Origin of the sequence: Austwickia sp. (assembly GCA_016699675.1) — a bacterium.
GTDB lineage: Bacteria > Actinomycetota > Actinomycetes > Actinomycetales > Dermatophilaceae > Austwickia.
The window spans coordinates 1,326,227-1,346,671 of the sequence record CP064985.1 but is presented as its reverse complement, the minus strand read 5'-3'; the positions used below and the strand labels follow the sequence as shown (position 1 = coordinate 1,346,671).

General features: G+C 72.1%; 17 protein-coding genes and 1 pseudogene. 10 read left to right on the top strand and 8 right to left on the bottom strand.

Annotated features, from left to right (window positions below; translation table 11 throughout):
- Nucleotides 1–36: 36 nt before the first annotated feature.
- Nucleotides 37–993, bottom strand: a complete 957-nt coding sequence (locus tag IPK37_06240) for a Fic family protein (protein QQS01974.1) — start codon at nt 991–993, stop codon at nt 37–39.
- A gap of 224 nt (nt 994–1,217) precedes the next feature.
- Between IPK37_06240 and IPK37_06235 the strand changes: the two are divergent.
- From IPK37_06235 to IPK37_06225, 3 genes and pseudogenes are all read left to right on the top strand, one after another.
- Nucleotides 1,218–1,993: pseudogene (locus tag IPK37_06235) on the top strand (alpha/beta fold hydrolase).
- A gap of 172 nt (nt 1,994–2,165) precedes the next feature.
- On the top strand, nt 2,166–3,452 hold the full coding sequence (locus IPK37_06230; GenBank protein ID QQS01973.1) for a citrate synthase: 1,287 nt from the start codon (nt 2,166–2,168) through the stop codon (nt 3,450–3,452).
- 113 nt (nt 3,453–3,565) lie between these two features.
- The gene (locus IPK37_06225; protein QQS01972.1) at nt 3,566–5,251 is read left to right on the top strand and encodes an AarF/ABC1/UbiB kinase family protein; all 1,686 of its coding nucleotides are present in this window, start codon (nt 3,566–3,568) and stop codon (nt 5,249–5,251) included.
- Nucleotides 5,252–5,266: 15 nt separating this feature from the next.
- Here IPK37_06225 and IPK37_06220 read toward each other — a convergent pair whose 3' ends face one another.
- Nucleotides 5,267–6,133, bottom strand: a complete 867-nt coding sequence (locus tag IPK37_06220) for a hypothetical protein (GenBank protein ID QQS01971.1) — start codon at nt 6,131–6,133, stop codon at nt 5,267–5,269.
- Nucleotides 6,134–6,334: 201 nt separating this feature from the next.
- A complete protein-coding gene (locus IPK37_06215) occupies nt 6,335–7,348 on the bottom strand; it encodes a hypothetical protein (GenBank protein ID QQS01970.1) in 1,014 nt (337 codons plus the stop codon).
- A 244-nt stretch (nt 7,349–7,592) separates the two neighbouring features.
- On the opposite strand from IPK37_06215, the gene IPK37_06210 reads away from it, so the two are divergent.
- Nucleotides 7,593–9,461 carry a long-chain fatty acid--CoA ligase gene (locus IPK37_06210; protein QQS01969.1) on the top strand — a complete coding sequence of 623 codons (1,869 nt, stop codon included), beginning with the start codon at nt 7,593–7,595 and terminating at the stop codon, nt 9,459–9,461.
- A 3-nt stretch (nt 9,462–9,464) separates the two neighbouring features.
- Here the strand turns inward: IPK37_06210 and IPK37_06205 are convergent, their stop codons facing one another.
- Nucleotides 9,465–10,064: a response regulator transcription factor gene (locus IPK37_06205; protein QQS02709.1), complete on the bottom strand. Its 600-nt coding sequence runs from the start codon at nt 10,062–10,064 to the stop codon at nt 9,465–9,467.
- Nucleotides 10,065–10,302: 238 nt separating this feature from the next.
- On the opposite strand from IPK37_06205, the gene IPK37_06200 reads away from it, so the two are divergent.
- Genes IPK37_06200 through IPK37_06175 form a run of 6 tightly spaced genes read left to right on the top strand, consistent with a single transcriptional unit; the run spans nt 10,303 to nt 17,450 of the window.
- Entirely contained in the window at nt 10,303–11,373 is a 1,071-nt protein-coding gene (locus IPK37_06200; GenBank protein ID QQS01968.1) for an acyl-CoA dehydrogenase, read from the top strand.
- Nucleotides 11,370–12,809, top strand: a complete 1,440-nt coding sequence (locus tag IPK37_06195; GenBank protein QQS01967.1) for a bifunctional PIG-L family deacetylase/class I SAM-dependent methyltransferase — start codon at nt 11,370–11,372, stop codon at nt 12,807–12,809. The genes IPK37_06200 and IPK37_06195 overlap by 4 nt, the downstream gene beginning before the upstream one ends.
- An 8-nt stretch (nt 12,810–12,817) precedes the next feature.
- Nucleotides 12,818–13,633 (top strand): glycosyltransferase, encoded by an 816-nt coding sequence (locus tag IPK37_06190; protein QQS01966.1) that lies wholly within the window; start codon nt 12,818–12,820, stop codon nt 13,631–13,633.
- A complete protein-coding gene (locus tag IPK37_06185; protein ID QQS01965.1) occupies nt 13,633–14,757 on the top strand; it encodes an iron-containing redox enzyme family protein in 1,125 nt (374 codons plus the stop codon). The genes IPK37_06190 and IPK37_06185 overlap by 1 nt, the downstream gene beginning before the upstream one ends.
- Nucleotides 14,754–15,029 carry a CDGSH iron-sulfur domain-containing protein gene (locus tag IPK37_06180; protein QQS01964.1) on the top strand — a complete coding sequence of 92 codons (276 nt, stop codon included), beginning with the start codon at nt 14,754–14,756 and terminating at the stop codon, nt 15,027–15,029. Before IPK37_06185 ends, IPK37_06180 begins: the two co-directional genes overlap by 4 nt.
- 48 nt (nt 15,030–15,077) lie before the next feature.
- Nucleotides 15,078–17,450, top strand: a complete 2,373-nt coding sequence (locus IPK37_06175; GenBank protein ID QQS01963.1) for a glycogen-debranching protein — start codon at nt 15,078–15,080, stop codon at nt 17,448–17,450.
- A 146-nt stretch (nt 17,451–17,596) separates the two neighbouring features.
- Here IPK37_06175 and IPK37_06170 read toward each other — a convergent pair whose 3' ends face one another.
- The 4 genes from IPK37_06170 to IPK37_06155 form a co-directional block, all read right to left on the bottom strand.
- Nucleotides 17,597–18,148 (bottom strand): hypothetical protein, encoded by a 552-nt coding sequence (locus IPK37_06170; GenBank protein ID QQS01962.1) that lies wholly within the window; start codon nt 18,146–18,148, stop codon nt 17,597–17,599.
- Nucleotide 18,149: 1 nt separating this feature from the next.
- Nucleotides 18,150–19,904, bottom strand: a complete 1,755-nt coding sequence (locus tag IPK37_06165) for an NAD(P)H-binding protein (protein QQS01961.1) — start codon at nt 19,902–19,904, stop codon at nt 18,150–18,152.
- Nucleotides 19,905–20,008: 104 nt separating this feature from the next.
- Nucleotides 20,009–20,149, bottom strand: a complete 141-nt coding sequence (locus IPK37_06160) for a hypothetical protein (protein QQS01960.1) — start codon at nt 20,147–20,149, stop codon at nt 20,009–20,011.
- On the bottom strand, nt 20,142–20,309 hold the full coding sequence (locus tag IPK37_06155; protein QQS01959.1) for a hypothetical protein: 168 nt from the start codon (nt 20,307–20,309) through the stop codon (nt 20,142–20,144). Before IPK37_06155 ends, IPK37_06160 begins: the two co-directional genes overlap by 8 nt.
- Nucleotides 20,310–20,445 lie beyond the last annotated feature (136 nt).

Here is a 20,445-nt window from a genome sequence, read left to right as displayed (position 1 = left end):
GCAAATCTCGAAGTTCCTGCCACCGAGCCGCACCCGTCAGGAGCGCTGAAGTCGCTGCGTGAGATCCGGCGCCGGCGTCCAGACAAAGCTCCGGCCGCGTTTGCCCTGCTCTAGGAGGCCCTGCTCGGCGAGGTGCCGTAGGTCCTGCCGAGCGGTTTCGATCGAGACCTGATGACTGCGGCGATGCGATTCCACGGTGTAGTTGCCCCCTGGCTCGCGGACCGCATGCTCAATCAGCGCCAGCTGGCGTTGATTGAACTCGCCAGGGACGGACCGGCCCGCGGCTCGTGCGGCCTGCAACTCGGCGTTCTTGCGTTCGAGGTAGCTGTCGAGATCGCGCAGGGCGCGCCGAATCACCCCGGTCTGGTGGAGGAAGAAGTGGGTGAGATCGCCCTCGTCGAGTTCGGTGCGAAGGAACGCGCGCGCGTACTGAGCCGGAGCCGTCTTCAGGATTCGCGAGATCGTCAGGAACTCGGTAAGCCAGAATCCCTGGTTGAGCATGGACCAATAGAAGACCGCTCGCGCCGTCCGGCCGTTACCGTCGGCGAAATAGTGGTCGTGGCCCATCATGAAATGCACGGCGATCGATCGCAGCAGGGGCGGCACGTAGACCTCGTCGTCCCCGCCGTTGGCAAAGGAGCACAGGCGCTGCAGGCGCGCAGGCAGCTGATCGGCTGGTGGCGCCTGATGCAGGAGGTCGCCGGCGTCGGAGAAGACCGCTATCCGATCATCCCCAGGCTCCTGAAGGCGACCGGCCTGAGCCCGCCCGACCAGTGTCCCGTCGGTGACGAGGGCGTGGATCTCCCGCACGAGGTCAGGGGTGAGCGGTCCGCGCCGGCGTTCGCTGACGAAACGCATGGCGGTGTAGTTGTTGAGAATCATGAGCTCGCCCCTGTCGCGCGGCGACCGACCGCGCCGGAGCATGTCCTTGGCCACCCGTCGGGTCGTCGCTGCGCCTTCCAGCTGGCTTGAGCGAATGGCTTCTTCGATCAACGAGCTGATGACGTACCGATCCCGGGTCGCCGGATTGGGGACCTGATCGCTGATCGCGATCTGTCCCGAAGCTCCGCGGTTGATCGCGTCGATATCCGCCAGGAGGCGATCCGGGAGGTTGAACGTGAAGGCCGAGGGCGCCGGCGGAAGGGGCGGGCCGGGGGCGGCCGGGTCGGGCAGAATGAGCCGGTCGCCTCACCGTCGAGACGCACCGGGAGCCCCTCATGGCCGTGTTCGAGACCCTGCAGCGGTCGCTCATGTACTTCCCCGCGCCGGGACCGGTCCCGTCCGCGACCCGGTACGCACCGGGGGCCCGCGATCTCGTCCTGACCACCGACGACGGGCTGCGCCTCGGGGCATGGTGGATTCCGCCCATGCCGTCCCCGACCAGGATTGATCGCGATACGGCGGTCCTGTTCACGCCGGGCAACGGCGGCCACCGCGGGGGCGGGTGCCGCTGTTCCTGGCGCTCGCGCGGCGCGGCTTCGGGGTGCTGGCGCTGGACTACCGCGGGTACGGCGGGAACCCGGGCACCCCCTCCGAGGCGGGGCTGGCCGCTGACGCCCGGGCCGCCGTCGCGTGGCTGGCCACCCAGGGCTTCGGCCCGGACCGCACGATCTACCTCGGCGAATCCCTCGGCACCGGCGTCGCCGTACGGCTTGCGACGACCCACCCGCCCGCGGGCATGCTGCTGCGCTCCCCGTTCACCACGCTGCTCGACGTGGCCCGGCACATCTACCCCTGGCTCCCCGTGGAGCGCCTGATCGGCGACCGCTACCCCACGCTCGACTACCTGGCCGCCTGCGCGATGCCGATCAGCGTGCTGCGCGGCGGGGCCGACGGCATCGTCCCCAACGCGCTGAGCGCACGCGTCGCGCACGCCGTACGGCGACTCCACGAGGACATCGAAGTGCCGAACGCGGACCACAACGACGCGATCTGGTATGGCCCGTTCCTGGCGGACGCGGTGGTCCGCCTCGCGGACGCAACCGCCGTTTAGTGAACGGTTGGCGAGCATCGGCGATCAGGTGGCCCTCGGCTGGGTGACCGGGCCGCGCCTCCGGTAGCTTGCGAGCACGACCAGGCACGCTTCGCCTTACCCCGGCCCGCCCGGCGGTCGGCCGCCACCCGACGGCAGGCCGCTCGGACCCCCACCCACAGGAGACCTGCCCATGGCCACCGACGGCGTACTCACCAGCGGAGACAAGACGCTCACCCTCGCGGGCGTGGAGGCGACGGAGGGCAACAACGGGTACGACGTGTCGGCGCTGCTCAAGGAGACCGGCAACACGACGTACGACATCGGCTTCGCCAACACCGCGGTCTGCCGGTCGGCGATCACCTACATCGACGGCGACGCCGGCATCCTGCGCTACCGCGGCTACCCGATCGAGGAGCTCGCGGAGAAGTCGAGCTTCCTGGAGACCTGCTACCTGGTGCTTTACGGGGAGCTGCCGACCAAGGAGCAGTTCGACACCTTCGAGAACACCGTCCGCAGGCACACGCTCGTCGACGAGCGGCTGCGCGAGTTCTTCCGCAGCTTCCCGCGCCGCAGCCACCCGATGCCGGTGCTGTCCGCGGGCGTGACCGCGCTGTCGACCTTCAGCACCGATACCGTCAGCATCTCGGACTGGAAGGCCATCGACATGGCCACCTTCCGGCTGCTGGCGAAGCTGCCGACGCTGGCGGCGATGGGCTACAAGAACTCGATGGGCGACCCGTTCATGTACCCGGACAACTCCCTGGGGTACGTCGAGAACTTCCTGCGCATGTCGTTCGGTTACCCCACGGAGCCCTACGAGATCGACCCCATGTATGTCCGCGCCCTCGACGTGCTGTTGATCCTGCACGCCGACCATGAGCAGAACTGCTCCACCTCCACCGTGCGGTTGGTGGGCTCGGCGCAGGCCAACATCTACGTCTCGGTGGCCTCCGGGATCAACGCGCTGTCCGGACCGCTGCACGGCGGCGCCAACCAGCAGGTCGTCGAGATGCTCGGGAAGATCCGCGAGGCCGGCGGCGACGTGGGCAAGTTCGTCGCGGACGTCAAGGACAAGAAGAACGGCGCCAAGCTGATGGGCTTCGGGCACCGGGTCTACAAGAACTACGACCCGCGCGCCGCGATCATCAAGAAGCACGCCGACGAGATCCTGAAGTCGCACAAGACCCAGGACGAACTGCTGGACATCGCGCTGCAGCTCGAAGAGGTCGCCGTCAACGACCCATACTTCGTGGAGCGCAAGCTCTACCCCAACGTGGACTTCTACACCGGGCTGATCTACGAGGCGATGGGCTTCCCGGTCAACATGTTCACCGTGCTGTTCGCGCTCGGCCGGCTGCCCGGCTGGATCGCCCAGTGGCGCGAGATGATCAGCGACCCGGAGACCAAGATCGGCCGGCCCCGGCAGATCTACACCGGCGAGACGCAGCGGCCATACGTCGGGATCGACGAGCGCTGACGCGCGCGGGGGACTGAGCTGGGCGGGCCGAATCACAGGACCTGCGGGAATACCGAACCTAACTGGCGGGTACATTCCTGCCCAGCGGGTCGGTTTGTCGGAAGGGTCCGGTCATGGGTCTTGCCTCGCCAGCGAACTACAGGACGTACGTCGATCTGACGCGCCTGCTCGTCAAGCACGGTCGCCGTGACCTGGTGACCGACGCGGGACTCGATGAGTTCCTGGTCGACGAGGGCCCGACGGTCGGCGACGCCGAACGGGCGGAGTCCCTGGCCGCCGACCTGGAGGACATGGGGCCCACCTACATCAAGCTCGGCCAGCTCCTGTCGACCCGCGTCGACCTGCTGCCGCAGGCGTACACCGATGCGCTGACTCGGCTCCAGGACAACGTCGGCGCGTTCGACGTGGCGCAGGTCGAGGAGATCATCGAGGAGGACCTGGGCGTCGCGATCCGGCACGCGTACGCGACCTTCGACCGGGAGCCGCTCGCCGCCGCCTCGCTCGGGCAGGTGCACCGCGCGACCCTGCGCAGCGGCCGCGAGGTCGTGGTCAAGGTGCAGCGGCCCGGGATCCGGGACCAGGTCCGCTCGGACATGGCCGCGCTGACGGCGCTGGCGGAGGCGGCCGATCGGCGTACGGATCTGGGACGCACCTATGGGCTCACCCAGCTGCTCGCGCAGTTCCGCCGCTCCCTCGCCGGGGAGCTGGACTACCGCCGCGAGGCCAGCAATCTGGAGCTGTTCCGCGGGCTGACCAGCGGCTACGACCGGCTCATCGTGCCGGACACGGTGCCCGAGCTGTGCAGCTCCCGGGTGATCACGATGGACTACATCGAGGGCCGCAAGGTCACCGACATCGGACCGCTGGGCCTGCTCGACGTCGACGCGAGGCCTGTGGTGGACCAGCTGTTCGCCGCGTACCTGCGGATGATCCTCGTCGAGGGCGTCATCCACGCCGACCCGCACCCCGGCAACGTGCTGCTCACCCCGACCGGTGAGCTCGCGCTGCTCGACCTCGGCATGGTCGCCACCGTGTCGGAGCGGGTCCGCGGGCGGATCGTCAAACTGCTGCTGGCGCTGTCCGACGGCGACGGCGAGACCTGCGCGGAGATCCTCGCGGGCATGGGGCACCCGCTGCGCGAGTACGACCCGGCCGGCTTCCGCGATCACGTGTCGCACCTGGTCAGCCGGGCCGTGGCGCTTGGCGGCGACGTACAGGCGGGGTCGGTCATCGTCGAGCTGTCACGGGTGTCGGGGCAGTTCGGGCTGCGGCCGCCGGCCGAGATGTCGATGATCGGCAAGGCGCTGCTCAACCTGGACCAGATCACGGCACACCTCGACCCGTCGTTCGCGCCGGCGGAGGCGATCCGAGGCAACGTCACGGAGATCATGAACTCCGGCCTGACCGCGTCGATCGGCGGCGTCGTCACCGCGGCGATGGAGACGAAGGAGTTCGCCGCGGCCCTGCCCCGGCGGGCCAACCGCATTCTCGAGGCGATGAGCGAGGGTGAGTTCTCCATCCGGGTGGACGCGTTCAACGAGGCCCGCGTGCTGGGGGTGGTCCAGCAGGTCACCAACCGGCTGACCATGGGCCTGATCCTGGCGGCGCTGACAGTGGGGGCGGCGCTCATGATGCGGGTGGAGACCAGCGCCACGATCTGGGGCTACCCGGCGATCGCCACCGTGCTGTTCCTCCTGGCGGCCGTCGCCGGTTTGCTGCTTGTCGCGTCCATCGCGGTGGGGGAGCGGCGCGCCCGCCGGGGCATCCGAACGAAGCCGCCGAGCTCGCTGACGACGTAGGACGCGCGGACGGCGTCAGGCCGGGGCGTGCTCGGCCAGGAACTGGACGGCGGGGCCCACGTGCGCGTCGAACCAGCTGCCCACGTGGTCGCCCTCGTCGAACAACGTCGTCGCCGCGGGGACGACCCGAGCGAACGCCTCGTTCCCCGCCCGGAACCGGTCCTTTTTGCCACACGCCAGGAACAACGGGATCTGGCCGAGCTCGCCCGCCCGGGCGAACACGTCATGCGCGGCATAGTCGGCCGGGCTGTCGAACCGCTCAGGGTACGTCCCGGCCCCCGAGGTGCGCAGCGCCGCCGCCAGGGTTGCGATCCCGAACACCCGCTCGGCGCCCAGTTTGGCCCCGACGTACAGGCTTCCGTACCCCCCCATCGACGCGCCTAACAGGCCGATCCGTTCCGTCGGCAGGCCCCGGCGCGCCAGGAGCGGCAGGAAGTCCTCGATGACCATGGAGGCGGTGTCGCTGCCGGCGTACGGTCCCGTTGCGCGGGGGTGCCAGTACGACGCCGCCCCGTCGATGGCCGCCACGGCGAGCCCGGTGCCGCGGACGGCCCGGTCGAGGTGTCGGCTGCCGAACCAGTCCTCCGCCTTGCCGCCCATGCCGTGGAGGGCGACGATCACCCCGCGGGGGGAGGCGGGGCGCGCGAGCATCCAGCCCACGCGCCGACCGGGCCAGTGCGCCGTCGTGAGGGTGCCGGATTCCCGAATCAGGGTGGGGCTGTGGATCGCCCCACCGGCGAGCCCGGCGACGACCAGGGACGCGACGCCGGCGAGTCCGGCGCCCAGGACCGCCCGGCGAGTCGGTTCGGCGCCGGGGGACGGGTAGATCGACCCGTCGGGGTGATCCCCCGGGGTCGTCCGGTCCGGCAGCCCGAGGCTCATTCCGCTCCGCTCGTCACGACTGGTGGTGGCTCAAAGAGCCTACGTGCGCAGAGGGGCAGCCGAAAAGAGGAGGTCCCGCAGGTGGGGGCGGGGCGGCCTACCCTCGTATCGGCACGGCGGGGGCCCACCTGCACGATCGTCCAACAGGCGAGGCCGGATCGTGATCTGGCCCCGCAGCCCGGCCACGGCCGCGGGCGGCGGTCAGCCCGTCGGCGACTGACCGAACAGGATCCGTGCCTGGGCGGTGACCATCGCCCGGGCTTGGTCGCGAGGGGCGTCCGGCAGGTGCATCGTGTAGATGGCGACGGCGTACCGGTTGCCGTTGACGAAGCCGATGCTCGGCGCGATAACGCCGTCACCCCCGGGGACGTCGCTGCCCCAGCCCTGCTTCACCGCCGCGCTGCGGTCGACGGCGAGGAGCCCGAACACCTGGTCCGTGCCGTCGGCCGCCTTGTCCTCGGTGCGCCCCATCGTGCGCAGCAGCCACGGCCCCACCTTCGGGTCGGCCTTGGCCGCGGCGAGGAAGCGGGCCATCCCCAGCGGGCTGACCTGCGTGCTGCCCCAGATGAGCTTGCCGTTCGCCGGGGGTTCGCCGAGTCCCGCGAGGTGGTACCGGTCGCTGGCCCACGCGATGAGGTCGTCGCCGCCGGTGGCGAGGTAGAGCTCCCCGCCCGCGTCGTCGTCGGAGCGGGTGATCATCGCGGTGGCCTTGGCCTGGGTGTCCCCGGTCATGCGGCCTCCGGCCAGGAGCCGCGCGGCGACCATCACCTTGACCGTGGACTCGGCCGAGAACATCCCGTGCATGTTGCCCGCGGTGACGACCTCGCCGGTCGTCGTGTCGACGACCGCGATGCCGGTGCGCCAGTCGCGTTCCCCGGCGTACGCCGCGGCGGCCTTGACGTTCGCCGCCAGCGCGTCACCCGTCGGCAGCGCGGGCGCGGGGCCCCGAGCGGCCTGGCCGGAGGCGGCATGCCGCCCGCCCGCTTCACCCTGGTGCCCGTTGCCAGCCGGGCCGGCCTCCGCCGCGTCGCCGCCGTCGGCCCGGGAGGCCGCCGCCGCGTCGGAGCGCAGCGCGCTCGCCGCCTCACTGGGGAAGACCTGCGGCGCGGCGAGTCCGACCACAGCGAGCGCGACGGCGCAGGCGCCGAGCCACGACGCGGGGGTGCGCGGGAGAGCGATCCGAACGCGCGGGGCGGGCCGCGCGGTCCAGGCCATCGGCCACCTCCTGTCCGTCTGCGAACCCTACGGGCAGTGAACCGCCCACCGGCCGCGGGTGCACGGCGCCACCCCGGGGACCACCCGCAAAATTGCCGGCACCGACAAGGACAACGCCGCAGTTCCCATCCGCAAGGAGAGATAGATAACGCGAGGTAAACGGGGACGCACCCTGGTTTCCGTTCGCGTCAGCCAGCATGCTGGCCACAGCCCACACTTGCCGAGTACAGGGGGAACGACCGTTATGCCGCTCTTGTCCCACGCCCAGGAGAAGCCGGACCAAGCGCGCTTGGACGACCAAGCCAGGAGCGTGGCGCATCTGTTCTTGCGCCGGGTCGAGAAAAGCGCGGACCGCGACGCTTTCCAGTATTTCGCCGGTGAAGAACTGCGGCACGTCTCGTGGCGCGAAGCGAAGGAACAGGTATACGACTGGGCCGCAGGCCTTCTCGCCCTCGGGATCGAGCCCGAGCAGCGCGTCGCGATCGCCTCGCAGACCCGCTACGAGTGGGTCATTGCCGACCTCGCCATCATGTGTGCCGGCGCGGCCACGACGACGGTCTACGCGAGCACGTCCGCGGCGGACGTGGCCTACCTGATGTCCGACTCGGGCTGCCGCATCGCGTTCGCGGAGGACGCCGGCCAGGTGGAGAAGCTGCGGGTACGTCGTAGCGAGACGCCGGACCTGGCGCACGTGATCGTCTTCGACCCCGCCGCGGCGGACGGCGACTGGGTCATCTCCCTCGACGACCTCGTCGCCCGTGGCCGCGCCCTGCTGGCGGAGCGCCCGGGCGCGGTCGACGAGCGGGTGGAGGGCCTGGGGCCCGACTCCCTCGCCACGATCATCTACACCTCCGGCACCACGGGGCAGCCCAAGGGCGCCGAGCTGACGCACCGGGCCTTCACCTACAAGGGCGCGGCGATCAACAGCCTCGACTTCATCGGCGAGGACGACACCCAGTTCCTGTGGCTGCCCCTGGCGCACATCTTCGGCAAGGTGCTGCTGGCGATCGCCATGGACTGCGGCTGCACCACGGCGATCGACGGTCGGCTCGACAAGATCGTCGACAACCTGGCCATCGTCAAGCCCACCTGGATGGGCGCGGCCCCCCGGATCTTCGAGAAGGCCCGCGGCAAGGTGATGGGCACCTTCGACGAGGCGACCGGGGTCAAGCGGGCGCTCATCGACTGGTCGCTGGGGGTGGGCCGCCGCGTGGCGGAGGCCGAGGTCGCCGGGCGGGCGGTGTGGCCGCCGCTGAAGGCTCAGCACGTCGTCGCGGACAAGCTGGTGCTCGGCAAGGTGCGGGAGCGGTTCGGCGGCCGGGTCCGCTTCTTCATCTCCGGGTCGGCGCCGCTGGACCCTGAGGTCGGCTGGTGGTTCGCCGGGCTGGGGATGATCATCATCGAGGGCTACGGCCTCACCGAGACCGCCGCCGCGACCTGCGTGAACCGCCCCTTCCCCGGCGCCTATGACTTCGGCACGATCGGCTGGCCCGCACCGGGCACCGACCTGCGGCTGGACCCGACCGACAGCGAGCTGCTGGTCCGCGGCCCCGGGGTCATGCGCGGCTATCACAACAAGCCGGACGCCACCGCCGAGGTGATGACCGAGGACGGCTTCTTCCGCACCGGCGACGTGGCGCAGATCGACAAGCGCGGCTTCGTCCGCATCACCGACCGGAAGAAGGACGTCTTCAAGACCTCGGGCGGCAAATACATCGCCCCGTCCCGGATCGAGGCGCAGTTCAAGGGCCTGTGCCCCTACGTGAGCCAATTCCTCGTCGTCGGCGAGGGCCGCAACTACGCCTCCGCGCTGGTCACGCTCGACGAGCAGGCCATCGAGGGCTGGGCGCAGGGTCACGGCATGGGCGGCGCGTCGTACGAGGACATCGTCACGTCCGAGGCGGCCCACGACATGGTGCAGGGCTACGTCGACCAGCTGAACTCCAGCCTCAACCGGTGGGAGACCATCAAGCGGTTCGAGATCCTGCCGCGGGATCTGTCGGTCGAAGGTGGCGAGCTCACGCCGAGCCTGAAGGTGCGTCGGGCGCGGGTGCTGGAGCACTTCCAGGACGAGTTCGCGGCCCTCTACGACGGCTCCGGGCCCGCCGAATAGCGCTCAGCTCGCCGGGCGTTCCAGATCGAGGACCGTCCGGCGGGTGCTGGGCCGCAGCCCGTGGTCCACGGCCCAGGCCACGGCCTGGGAGCGGCGCTCGACGCCCATCTTCCGGTACGACGAACGGATGTAGGTCTTGAGCGTGTTCGCGGTGATGTAGAGCCGGTGCGAGATCTCGGCGTTCGAGAGGCCCAGCGCGATGAGCGCCACGACCTCGGCCTCGCGGGCCGTGAGGCCGGCGTTGGGCAGCGGGTTGTCCAGCTCCTCGGCGTTGCGCTCGGGGCTCGGCGGCTCGCTGTCGCTGACGACCACCTCGCCGGCATGCACCGCCTCGACCGCGGCGACGAGGGCCGGCGCGTCGAGGTGCTTGGCGAGGACGCCGCGCACGCCCAGCGCGAGCATCCGGCGTACGTCATCCTCCGTCATCGTCCACGTGTAGACGGCCAGGGCCCCGATGGCCGGGTTGTGGAGGTGGGGCAGGAGGTGGGCCTCGCTCGTGTCGACGGCGAACGCGTCGTAGAGGGCGACGTCGACCGAAGCCACCACGGGCATGCGGCAGTCCAGCTCGACGATGCGGACGCGATCGGCGTAGGGCCGCAGCATGCTGGCGACCCCGTCGACGACCAGCTGGCAGTCGTTGACGACCGCGACGGAGATGGGGGGCACGCGGTCAGGATACGGGGCCGCCCGAAAGCCCCCGAAACCTGTCGAAGGACGGCCCGACTGCCGCTGGTCACAGCCCGCCGACCGCAGGCACCCCTGGGGGTGTAACTCGCCCGTAGCGGGTCGGGTAGGCAGGTGGATGCGGCTTTTGTCTCGTTCGCCGAACGCTGGAGGGTCTATGGCTGGGCACGTGCTGGACCACGGTCGCTTCGCGGGTGCCCGCGAGGCCGCCCGCGCGGTCGCCGCGGACCCGGACGCGGCCCTGGAGGTGCTGCCCGAACTCACCGCCGACGTGCCGATGCCCGGTGCCGGCGGCACCGGCGACTACCTGGCCGTGCTGGCCGGGCTGGGGGCCGGGGACCTCACGGTGGCCCGGGTCGTCGAACCGCACCTGGACGCGATGGCCATCCTGGAGCAGGCAGGCCTCGATCCGCGGGGACCGCTGGGTCTCGACCCGGTCCAGCGGCGCGCGACCGCCACCACTCGCCCGGGGAACCGCAGTTGGGGGGTGTTCGCGGCGGAAGGGCCGGGCGTGCGGCTGACCGCCGCGGCGGACTCCTCGGGGTGGACGCTGTCCGGCACCAAGCCGTGGTGCTCGCTCGCCGATCGGCTCTCCCACGCCGTCGTGACGGCGCACACGGGGCCGGACACCCGGCGGGCCTTCGCGGTGAACCTGCGCCATCCGGGCGTCCGCGCGGACGCGGTCCCGTGGGTCTCCCGCGGGCTGGCCGAGGTGGTCAGCGGCCCGGTGGCGTTCGAGGACGTCCCGGCGGTGCCGGTGGGCGAGGATGACTGGTATCTCACCCGACCCGGGTTCGCCTGGGGCGGCATCGGGGTCGCGGCGGTCTGGTACGGCGCCGCGTGCGCGCTCGCCGACCGACTGCGTACGGCGACCGGGGCGCGCACCCCGGACCAGGTGGCCCTCGCCCACCTGGGGGCCACCGACGCCGCGCTGTACGCCGCCGGGTGCGTGCTCCAGGACGCCGCCGCCGCGATCGATGCGGGCCGCGCCACCGGCCAGGACGGGAGCATCCTCGCCGTGCGCGTCCGGTCGGTCTGTGCCGCCGTCGCCGAGGACGTCCTCACCCGGGTCGGGCACGCCCTGGGACCGGCGCCGCTGACCTTCGATGAGGAGCACGCCCGCCGGGTCGCGGACCTGACGGTCTACGTCCGGCAGCACCACGCCGAGCGCGACCTGGCCCGGCTCGGCGACCTGGTCCTGGGCATGGCCCCGGCCGGGGATCGGTGAGCGCCCCGGTGTCGCCTCGCCCGTTCACACCGCTGGAGCCGGGGACCCCCGAGGCGGTCTGGCTCGCCGATCCCCGCTGGGAGGACGTGCCCGTCGTGGCGCCTGCGGCGCTGGGGGCGGAGCGCCTGGTGGTCCTCGCGGCGCACCCGGACGACGAGACGCTCGGCGTCGGCGCCCTCGTCGCGGACCTCGCCCCGGAGCTCGCCGCCGCCGCAGGCTCCCTGACGGTCGTTCTGGCGACCGACGGTTCGGCCTCGCACCCCGACTCCGCGCTGTGGTCGCCGCACCGGCTGGGCGAGCTGCGGGAGCGCGAGTTCCGGCACGCCGTGGACCTCCTCGCGCCGGGCGCCAGCATCGCGACCCTCGGGCTGGCCGACGGCACCCTGGCGGACGACCCGGGGCTGCTCCGGGAGCGGGTCGCCGAGGCGCTCGGCCCCGCCGACGCGTCCGGGCGCGCCCGCGAGGTGCTGCTCGCGCCGTACGCCGCCGACGGGCACCCCGACCACGACACGCTGGGCGCCGTCGCGGCGGAACTCGCTCGGGCCCGCGGGTCTCGGCTCTGGTACTACCCCATCTGGCTGTGGCACTGGGCCCACCCCGACGAGTTCCCGTGGGCGCGCGCGCTCGCCGTACCGCCGTCCGCCGCCGCTCTGCACGCGAAGGCCGCCGCCATCGCGGCGCACCGCAGCCAGGTCGCTCCGCTCTCGCCGTTGCCGGGGGACGAGGCCCTGCTGCCGCCGCACGTGCTCGCGCGGTTCGCGCGCGTCACCGAGACGCTGATCGCCGGGGACGACGGCCAGCGGCCCGACTCTGCCGGGGCGGAGGCCGACCGGCGAGACCGGCGCCGTTCGGACTTCGACGCGATGCTCGCGGACACGGACGATCCGTGGGACGCGGCGAGCTGGTACGAGCGGCGCAAGCACGCGCTGACGGTCGCCCTGCGAACCCGGGAACGGTACGCCGAGGTGCTCGAGATCGGCTGCGCCACGGGGGCCCTCACCACACTGCTGGCGGGCTGTGCCGACCACGTGACGGCCGTCGACGGGTCGGCATCCGCGCTGGCCGTCGCCCGGCGCCGGGACCTGCCCGGGGTCACCTGGCTGCAGGCGGAGGTTCCGTATGACCTCGCGGCCCTGGCTGGCCTGCCGGTGGGGAGCGCGGATCTCGTGGTGATCTCCGAGGTCGCCTACTTCCTCACCGGGACCGAGTTCCTGGCGCTCCTGCGCGCCGCCCGGCGGGCGCTGCGGCCCGGCGGGGAGATCGCCCTGATCGATTGGCGTCGTGGCTCCGCGGACCTGCCGCTCGACGGAGACCTGGCGCACGCCCAGGCGAGGACCGCCCTGGCCGACCTGCCCCATCGGCTGAGCTATCGGGACGACAGCATCCGCGCCGACGTCTGGGGCGGCGCGCCCCTCACCCCCGGAGAGCGCCGATGAACCGACCCATGCCCTCGTCTTCGGGCCTGTCCGGCCCGCGTCCGGGCCAGCCACCCGGCCCGCAACCGGCCGCGTCACCCGGTCTGACCCGGCTGACGCACGTCACGGTCGTCGTGCCGGCGCGCAACGAGGAACGGCTGCTGCCGCACTGCCTCGCCGCGCTCGGCGCCGCCGCGCGGCCCGCCACGACCGCGGGGCTGCACGTGCGAATCCTGGTCGTGCTCGACCGGTGCACCGACGGCACCGCCGACGTGGCCCAGCGCCTGGGGGCCGACACGCTGGTCGTGGCGCACGGGGCCGTCGGCGCCGCGCGCGCGGCCGGCGCCACCGAGGCGGTGCGGGCCTGGGCCGTCGCCGGCGTGCGCCCGGAGGCCGCGTGGCTGGCCTGCACCGACGCCGACTCCACCGTTCCCTTGGGGTGGCTCGCCCGGCAGGCCGAGCTGGCCGACGACGGCGCCGACTGCGTCGTCGGCACCGTGGAGCCGATGGGCGTGACCGAGGCGCTCGCCGCGGCCTGGCACCGCCGGCACCAGCTCACCGAGGGGCACGCGCACGTGCACGGCGCCAACCTGGGCGTCCGCGCCTCCGCCTATCTCGACGTGGGCGGCTTCGGGGGGCTGCGCGTCCACGAGGACGTGGACCTCGTCGCGCGCCTGCGCCGCGCCGGGCACTGCTGCGTCGCGACGGATCGCACCCGCGTCGCGACCTCGGGCCGGCTCAGGTCGCGGGTCGAGGACGGCTTCGCGGCGTACCTGACCAGGCTCTCCGGACCGGCCGCACCCGCGGCGCTGGCGGCGCCGGCACCGACGCCGGGGCTGCCGTGATGGCCGAAACGCCGCTGCCCACGCCGCGCGGCCCGGCCAGCGCGCTGCTCTTGGAGATCCTCACCGGGCCCGTGCCGGTCGCCCGTGAGGGCGAGGTAGGCGGCCTGGCGGATTGGCACGCGGCGGTGCTGGCGGCGGTGGCGCGCGCTTGGCCGGAGGCGCCGGCTTCGCCGGACGCCTCACCAGACGCGACTCCGGGCCACTCACCAGGCCAGGCGCCGGACCAGGCGGCGGCGTACGACGACGTCCAGCTCACCCTCTACCTGCTCTACGCGTTGCACCTGCACGGCCTCACCGGGGTGTGCGACGCGTGGGAGTGGGACCCGGGGCTGCTCGTCGGGGCGCGCGTCGTCGAGGCGGCGTTCGAGGCCGACCTGCGACGGCGTACGGCGCTGCTGGGCGCCGACCTCGGCCTGGCCGCAGACACCGAGCTGCGCCGCGCGCTGGTCGCCCTCACCGATGCCGACGTGGGCCCGGCGACCTCGACGTACGTGCGGGATCGCGCGACGCTCGCGCAGGCGCGCGAGTTCCTCGTCGTAAAGTCCATCTACCAGCTCAAGGAGGCGGACCCGCACACCTTTGCGCTGCCGCGGGTGAGCGGGCGCACGAAGAACGCCGCGGTGGAGATCCAGTCGGACGAATACGGCAACGGCTCGCTGCGGGCCATGCACTCGGAGCTGTTCCGGACCACCCTGCGGTGCGCGGGGCTGGACGAGCGCAACGGCGCGTACGTCGACGCGGTGCCCGCGGTCGTGCTCGCGAACGACAACGCCGCGGTGCTGTTCGGGCTGCACCGGCGGCTGCGGGCCGCCGCGCTGGGGCACCTGGCAGCGCTGGAGATGACCTCCTCGGCGCCGATGCGACGCTATGCCCAGGGGCTGCGCCGGGTGGGCCTGCCCGAGGAGGCGGTCGAGTACTTCCTCGAGCACGTCGGCGTCGACGCCGTCCACGAGCAACTGGCGATCCACGAGATGGTGCTGCCCTTGGTGGCGCAGACCCCGCAGCTGCGCGAGGACGCTCTCCTCGGCGCGGCCACGGCGACGCTGCTCGACGGCGACATCGCCCGGCACGTGGTCGGCGCGTGGGAGGCCGGGGCGTCGGCGCTGCGGGAGCCGCTGCGATGACCGCCGGGGAGCGCGCGAGATCCGGGGAGGACACGGCAGCCGAGGAGGGCATCGGCGACTCGCCGCAGGAGCCGGGGCCGGATCGGGCCGCCGTGATCGTCGTCTGCCCCGACGGGCCGCTGCTGGTCCGGGGCGACTTCGCCGTGGTCGACGCGACCGGTCGCGAGGTGCCCGGCGCACGCCGTACCAGCGCTTTGTGCCGGTGCGGAAAGTCACGCGAGAAGCCGTTCTGCGACGGATCGCACAAGGCGGCTCGCTTCCGGGCGCCCTGACCGGGGTTACGTTTTCGACCGTAAGCCGCACCGTAGGAGGAAAAGCACGTGACCCCGTACGTACCCCTCGAGCCGACGTCCTGGGCGGCGGCCACCTGGCCGCTGGGCCCGATCCCGTCAGGCGACGTGACGACCTTCGCCGTCCACGCGCCGAACGCGACGCGCGTCGTGCTGGAGTTCTATGACGAGCCGGTCGGCGTCAACGCGAGCTTCGAGGTCGAGTGCGCGCGGGGTGTGGACGGCGCGTGGCGGGCGAAGGTGGCCGGGGCGACGCACGGCACGCTGTACGCCTACCGCTGCTGGGGGCCGAACTGGCCGTACGTCGAAGCGTGGTCGCGCGGCGACTCCGGCGAGGGCTTCGACTCCGATATCGCCGCGGGGGGCGACCGGTTCAACCCCAACAAGGTGCTCTTCGACCCGTACGCCCGGGAGATCACCCACAACGGCCTGGCCGAGGTCATCGAGGAATGCGGCGGCGACCAGGGGGTGTTCGGCACCGGTTGCCAGGTGCACCGCGGGCGGCCCCGTCGCGAGCTGGACACGGGCCGCTACGCGCCGAAGGGCATCGTCATCGTCAACAGCGACCTGGTCGGCGAGCGGCCCAAGGCCCCGCCGGAGAAGGCGACCATCTACGAGGCGCACGTCAAGAACCTCACCATGCACCCGAGCGCGTCGCGGCTCTCCGAGCTGCTCGGGCATTGTCCCGGCTTTGAGCAGGTCGTCGACGTTCCGGAGCAGCTGCGCGGCACCTACAAGGGCGCGGGCATGCTCGCGCCGTACCTGCGCGCGCTCGGCCTGACCACCATCGAGCTCCTTCCCGTGCACGAGACCAATACCAGTGAGAAGGCGCAGCGCGACCAGACGGCGAACCACTGGGGCTACCAGACGCTGTCCTATTTCGCCCCGAACCGGGACTACGCCTACGACAAGTCCCCGGGCGGCCCGACCGCCGAGTTCAAGGCCATGGTCAAGGCGTTCCACGACGCGGGGATCGAGGTCTACCTCGACGTCGTCTACAACCACACCGCCGAGGGCGGGCACTGGGAGGGCGACCGGGAGGCGACCGGCTTCGTGAGCCTGGGCGGTTTCGCCACGACCGACTATTACGTGCTCGACGGCAACGACATGCTCATCGACGGCGCCACCGGCTGCTCGAACCAGCTCAACGCCTCCTCGGAGGCCACCCAGCGGCTGGTCCTGGACTCGCTGGCCTACTACGGCACCACGATGGGCGTCGACGGGTTCCGGTTCGACCTGGCGCCGGTGCTGGGCCGCCGTCCCGCGGACGCCCCGCGGGACGACTGGGACCTGCAGCGGCGCTTCTTCCCCGACCACGAGCTGCTCAGCGCCATCGCCCACCAGGCGGAGGACCACCAGGTCGAGGTCATCGCCGAGGCGTGGGACCTGTGGGGCTACGAGGTCGGCAACTTCCCCGAGGGCTGGGGTGAGTGGAACGGCCGCTACCGCGACGCCGTCCGCGACTTCTGCAAGGGCACCGGCGACGTGCACGAGTTTATGGACATGCTCAACGGCGACTACGCGCACTTCCACGAGGAGGGCGCAGGCAGCCCCGCGCGGTCCATCAACTTCATCACCGCGCACGACGGGTTCACCATGATGGACCTGGTCAGCTACAACGAGAAGAACAACGACATCGACCCGCCGTTCGGGCCGAGCGACGGCGGCTCCGACGACAACAAGAGCTGGGACTCCGGCGGCGACCACGGCCTGCGCCGCCAGCGGCTGCGCAACTTCCTCGCCGTCCTGTTCCTGTCCAAGGGCGTGCCGATGCTGGTGGCGGGCGACGAATACGGGCGCACCCAGAACGGCAACAACAACCCGTGGGCGCTCAACACGATCGGCATGTGGGCCAACTACGCCCAGGCCGCGTCGAACGCCCCGATGCGGATCCCGGTCGACCCCGAGCACCCGGACGACTGCGGGATCTACTACGACGTGTTCGGCGAGGCGGGCTGCTCGGCCGACATGAACCCGGTCTTCATGTTCGCGACGTACCTCTCCCACCTGCGGCAACGCAACCGGCTGCTGCGGCCCGACGAGTGGGGTTCGCTCAGCCGGCCGCGGGGGAAGGCGCCGTTCGAGTTCACGGGCGCCGACGGGGCTAACGGCCCGGTCGAGGGGGACCAGGCCCTGGGCTTCCGGATCCACGCCGAGGGGGCTCCCGGCAACCACGGCGATCTGTTCGTGCTCATCAACATGACGCCAGAGTCGGTCGACTTCGTGGTGCCGCCGGCGCAGGAGGAGCGCGAGTGGCGCCGGCTGATCGACACGTACGGCGCATTTGAGTGGTGCCACAACTGCTGGCGGCCGGAGGACTCCGAGGTGATCCACGACGCGTACGCCGTACAGGAGTGGTCCGTCGTCGTCCTTGAGGCGACGCCGGTGTTGGGAACCCCGTAGTTCTGAGCCGCCCCGCCTCGCCGCACTTCGCGCCGTATTGAGGGCCGAATTTGGCGACTGCCGCCCTCTTACTGCGACTGGCGCCCTACATGAAGCAGGGCGCCAGTCGGGGTAATGGGGCGCCAGTTGAGGAAGACGGGCGCCAGTCAGCGGCGGCGCAGGAGGCTCTCGGCGCTGCGCCGGTACGACTTGACCAGGCCCGACACGATGTCGCGGCCGATGTCCAGGGTCTCGTCGGGTCCGTCGTCGTCGGGGCACGGCGTGGGCGACCCCATGCCGCGCAGGAACCGCTCGATGAGGGGATCGGATGCCCGCTGCGCCAAGCCCGCGCCGAGCTGGGAGGGCAGCGCCCGCAGCTGCAGTTCGGTGACCATCTGCGCCAGGGTGTGCTGCGGTCCGCGATGGAAGAGCTGCACCTGGACGACGATGTGCGCCTTGCCCGGCCCGCGCCGCTGATGCCCGTCGGCGTCGATGGCGATCCGGTGCCGCTCCTCGTCGCGGGTCGTGACGGATCCGGCGCCGTCGAAGGTGAGGACCAGGGGCCCCAGGGTGCTCGTGATGACGCCCTCGAACGCGTCGCCGGTCACGGTGGTGACCTTCGCGCCCGGGAAGCACCGCCCCACCCGGTACAGGTCGTTGAAATTGTTCCAGACCCGCTCCATGGGGGCCTCGAGCAGCTGTTGGTGGCTCAGTCGCATGTCAGATCCTCGGGGTTCGGTCGCGGGAGGAACGGTACGCCGACCGGCGCAGCGCCGTGACCAGGGGGTGGGGGGAGGCCCCGGGTAGGGGGTGGGCGACCGCATCGAAGCGTTCCGCGGTGTCGCCGGCCGACCAGGTCACGGTCAGTTCGCCGAGGGGTGTCCAGTCCCCCGCCAGCCCCGACCAGGACAGGTCGTACGTCGCGGGCGGCTGGCGCGGCTCCGTCGGCTGGGTCGTGGGCGTCAGCCGCAGGATGAGCTGGCCGGCTGCGGTGCGGACCGGGATGAGCGTCGTCAGCTCGCCGAAGGAGCCGGCCGGGCGCGCCTGCACGGCGTACCGTCCGAGGTCCCCCGAACCGGTGGCGGCGAAGAGCAGGTCGGCGAACGGCCGCCGGCCGGGGTGATCGGCGCCCAGCGGCAGCCGCACCGCGACGCCCTCGACATCGGGGCCTGCCCAGGAGACGCCCAGCCCGCGGGACCAGCGCACGCGCACGGGCAGGTCCGCCGGGGCGTCCAGGATCGGCACGGAGGTGGCACCGCCGTTCAGCCGCAGCACGCCGGTGCCGGCGATCCCGAGATGGTGCAGGGCGCGGCCGCCCCGCCAGCGGGCGGCGGTTGCGGCGGTCCAGGCGAGCATGCGGGTGGGCGCCCAGGCGGCCGCCGCGACAGCGCCGGTCGGCGTGGCGAGGTCGGCGACGGTCGCACCGGCGCGCTGCGCCGCGCGCCGCGCCTCCCCGAGGGCGTCGGCGCGCAGCCGGTCCAGGTGTTGCCCCGCCGGCAAGGAACCCGACGACCAGGGCGGGTCGCCCGGCAGGGCGGCCATCGGATCGCGTTGGGCGACAGGAAGATCCAGCTGGGGTTCGGCCAGCGCACGCCGGATGGCCGCGTCGAGGGCGAGCAGCGTCGTCCCGGGCGGCAGCAGGTCGGTCCGGAAGTCGGTCTCGCCGCAGACCATGTCGTGATGCAGGCTCTGCACCAGCTCGCGCACCAGATCGGTGGGGACGTCGGTCAGCAGGCCGGCCATCGTCCCGGCGAGCGATTCGTCGACCCCGAGCAGGGGCACCTGGGCCCGCGGCAGCCCGGCGACCGCGCAGAACCGCGCCAGCAGTTCGGCGTAGCGCAGCTGCTCCGGGCCGCCGACGTCGTAGCTGCGGCTCGGCGCCCGCGCGGTCAGGCAGGCCACCAGCACCGTCAGCACGTCGACCACGGCGACCGGTTGGACCAGCGAGTTCATCCACGAGGGGATGGGGTGCACCAGGAGCCGGCGGCTGATCTGGCGCAGGATCTCGAACGACGTCGACCCGCTGCCGAGGATGATCGCGCAGCGCACCGTGTGGGTGGGCACGCCGGAGGCGGTCAGGATCTGCTCGACCTCAGCCCGCGACGACAGGTGGTCCGAGAGCTGGTCGGCGGGCACGTCGGGGACGAGGCCGGACAGGTAGACGATGCGCTGCACCCCGGCGGCGGCGCAGGCCGTCGCCATGTGGTGCGCGGCCGAGCGGTCCGCCCGGATGAAGCCGGGCCCGGACATGCTGTGCACCAGGTAGTACACGGCGTCGACGCCGTTCACCGCAGCAGCGACCAGTTCCGGCTGGCGCACGTCCAGGCGGATCACCTCCACCTGGTCGTGCCACCAGAACCGGGACGCCCGGGCCGGGTCCGTGAAGCTGGCCCGCACCTCATGGCCCTCTGCCAGCAGGGCGCCCACCAGCCGCGACCCGATGTACCCGCCCGCGCCGGTCACCAAGACCCGCACGCTCACTCCTTCTTCCGTCGTCCTGCTCGGCCCCTGCCGGACGCCATCCACCCGCTCGTCCGCTCGACCCACGCGCTTGCTCGACCCGCGCTGGGTCCAGCGGATTACTGCCCGGGGGGGCCCGCGACCTCGCCCTCGGTGGCGGCCGCGATCTCCTCGGCCGCCGGGTTGTCCTCCAGCTCGTGGGTCAGCTCGGCCTGCTTCTGGTCCAGCTCCTCGCCGGTGGGTGCGTTGCTGTCACTCATCGCCCATGACCCCCTCGCCGTACTCGCGCGGGCCGCCCTGCGCCTCTTGCTGCGCCGCGTCGGCCGGCGGGATGCCGTCGTTCGCGCCCGGCGGGTCATCCTGCGCGGCGCCCTCCGGGCGGGTCTTCTGGACTTCCGATATCTGGCCGTCGTCGCTCATCGGCTCTCCTGAATCTCGTCGCTTGTCATCAGTCGTGGTGCGGAACAGCTGCCCCCGCAGGTACCCCGCGGCGGCGGGTCGAAACCCTCGCTAACCACCGAAAACACGGACTCACCGGGGCAACTCGGGCGCGAGC

Bases quoted from the DNA above. Each gene is read 5' to 3' on its own strand.
- IPK37_06230 (QQS01973.1), top strand. From the start codon at position 2,166: ATGGCCACCGACGGCGTACTCACCAGCGGAGACAAGACGCTCACCCTC.
- IPK37_06225 (QQS01972.1), top strand. From the start codon at position 3,566: ATGGGTCTTGCCTCGCCAGCGAACTACAGGACGTACGTCGATCTGACG.
- IPK37_06220 (QQS01971.1), bottom strand. From the start codon at position 6,133: ATGAGCCTCGGGCTGCCGGACCGGACGACCCCGGGGGATCACCCCGAC.
- IPK37_06215 (QQS01970.1), bottom strand. From the start codon at position 7,348: ATGGCCTGGACCGCGCGGCCCGCCCCGCGCGTTCGGATCGCTCTCCCG.
- IPK37_06210 (QQS01969.1), top strand. From the start codon at position 7,593: ATGCCGCTCTTGTCCCACGCCCAGGAGAAGCCGGACCAAGCGCGCTTG.
- IPK37_06205 (QQS02709.1), bottom strand. From the start codon at position 10,064: ATGCTGCGGCCCTACGCCGATCGCGTCCGCATCGTCGAGCTGGACTGC.
- IPK37_06200 (QQS01968.1), top strand. From the start codon at position 10,303: ATGGCTGGGCACGTGCTGGACCACGGTCGCTTCGCGGGTGCCCGCGAG.
- IPK37_06190 (QQS01966.1), top strand. From the start codon at position 12,818: ATGCCCTCGTCTTCGGGCCTGTCCGGCCCGCGTCCGGGCCAGCCACCC.
- IPK37_06185 (QQS01965.1), top strand. From the start codon at position 13,633: ATGGCCGAAACGCCGCTGCCCACGCCGCGCGGCCCGGCCAGCGCGCTG.
- IPK37_06180 (QQS01964.1), top strand. From the start codon at position 14,754: ATGACCGCCGGGGAGCGCGCGAGATCCGGGGAGGACACGGCAGCCGAG.
- IPK37_06170 (QQS01962.1), bottom strand. From the start codon at position 18,148: ATGCGACTGAGCCACCAACAGCTGCTCGAGGCCCCCATGGAGCGGGTC.
- IPK37_06160 (QQS01960.1), bottom strand. From the start codon at position 20,149: ATGAGTGACAGCAACGCACCCACCGGCGAGGAGCTGGACCAGAAGCAG.
- IPK37_06155 (QQS01959.1), bottom strand. From the start codon at position 20,309: ATGAGCGACGACGGCCAGATATCGGAAGTCCAGAAGACCCGCCCGGAG.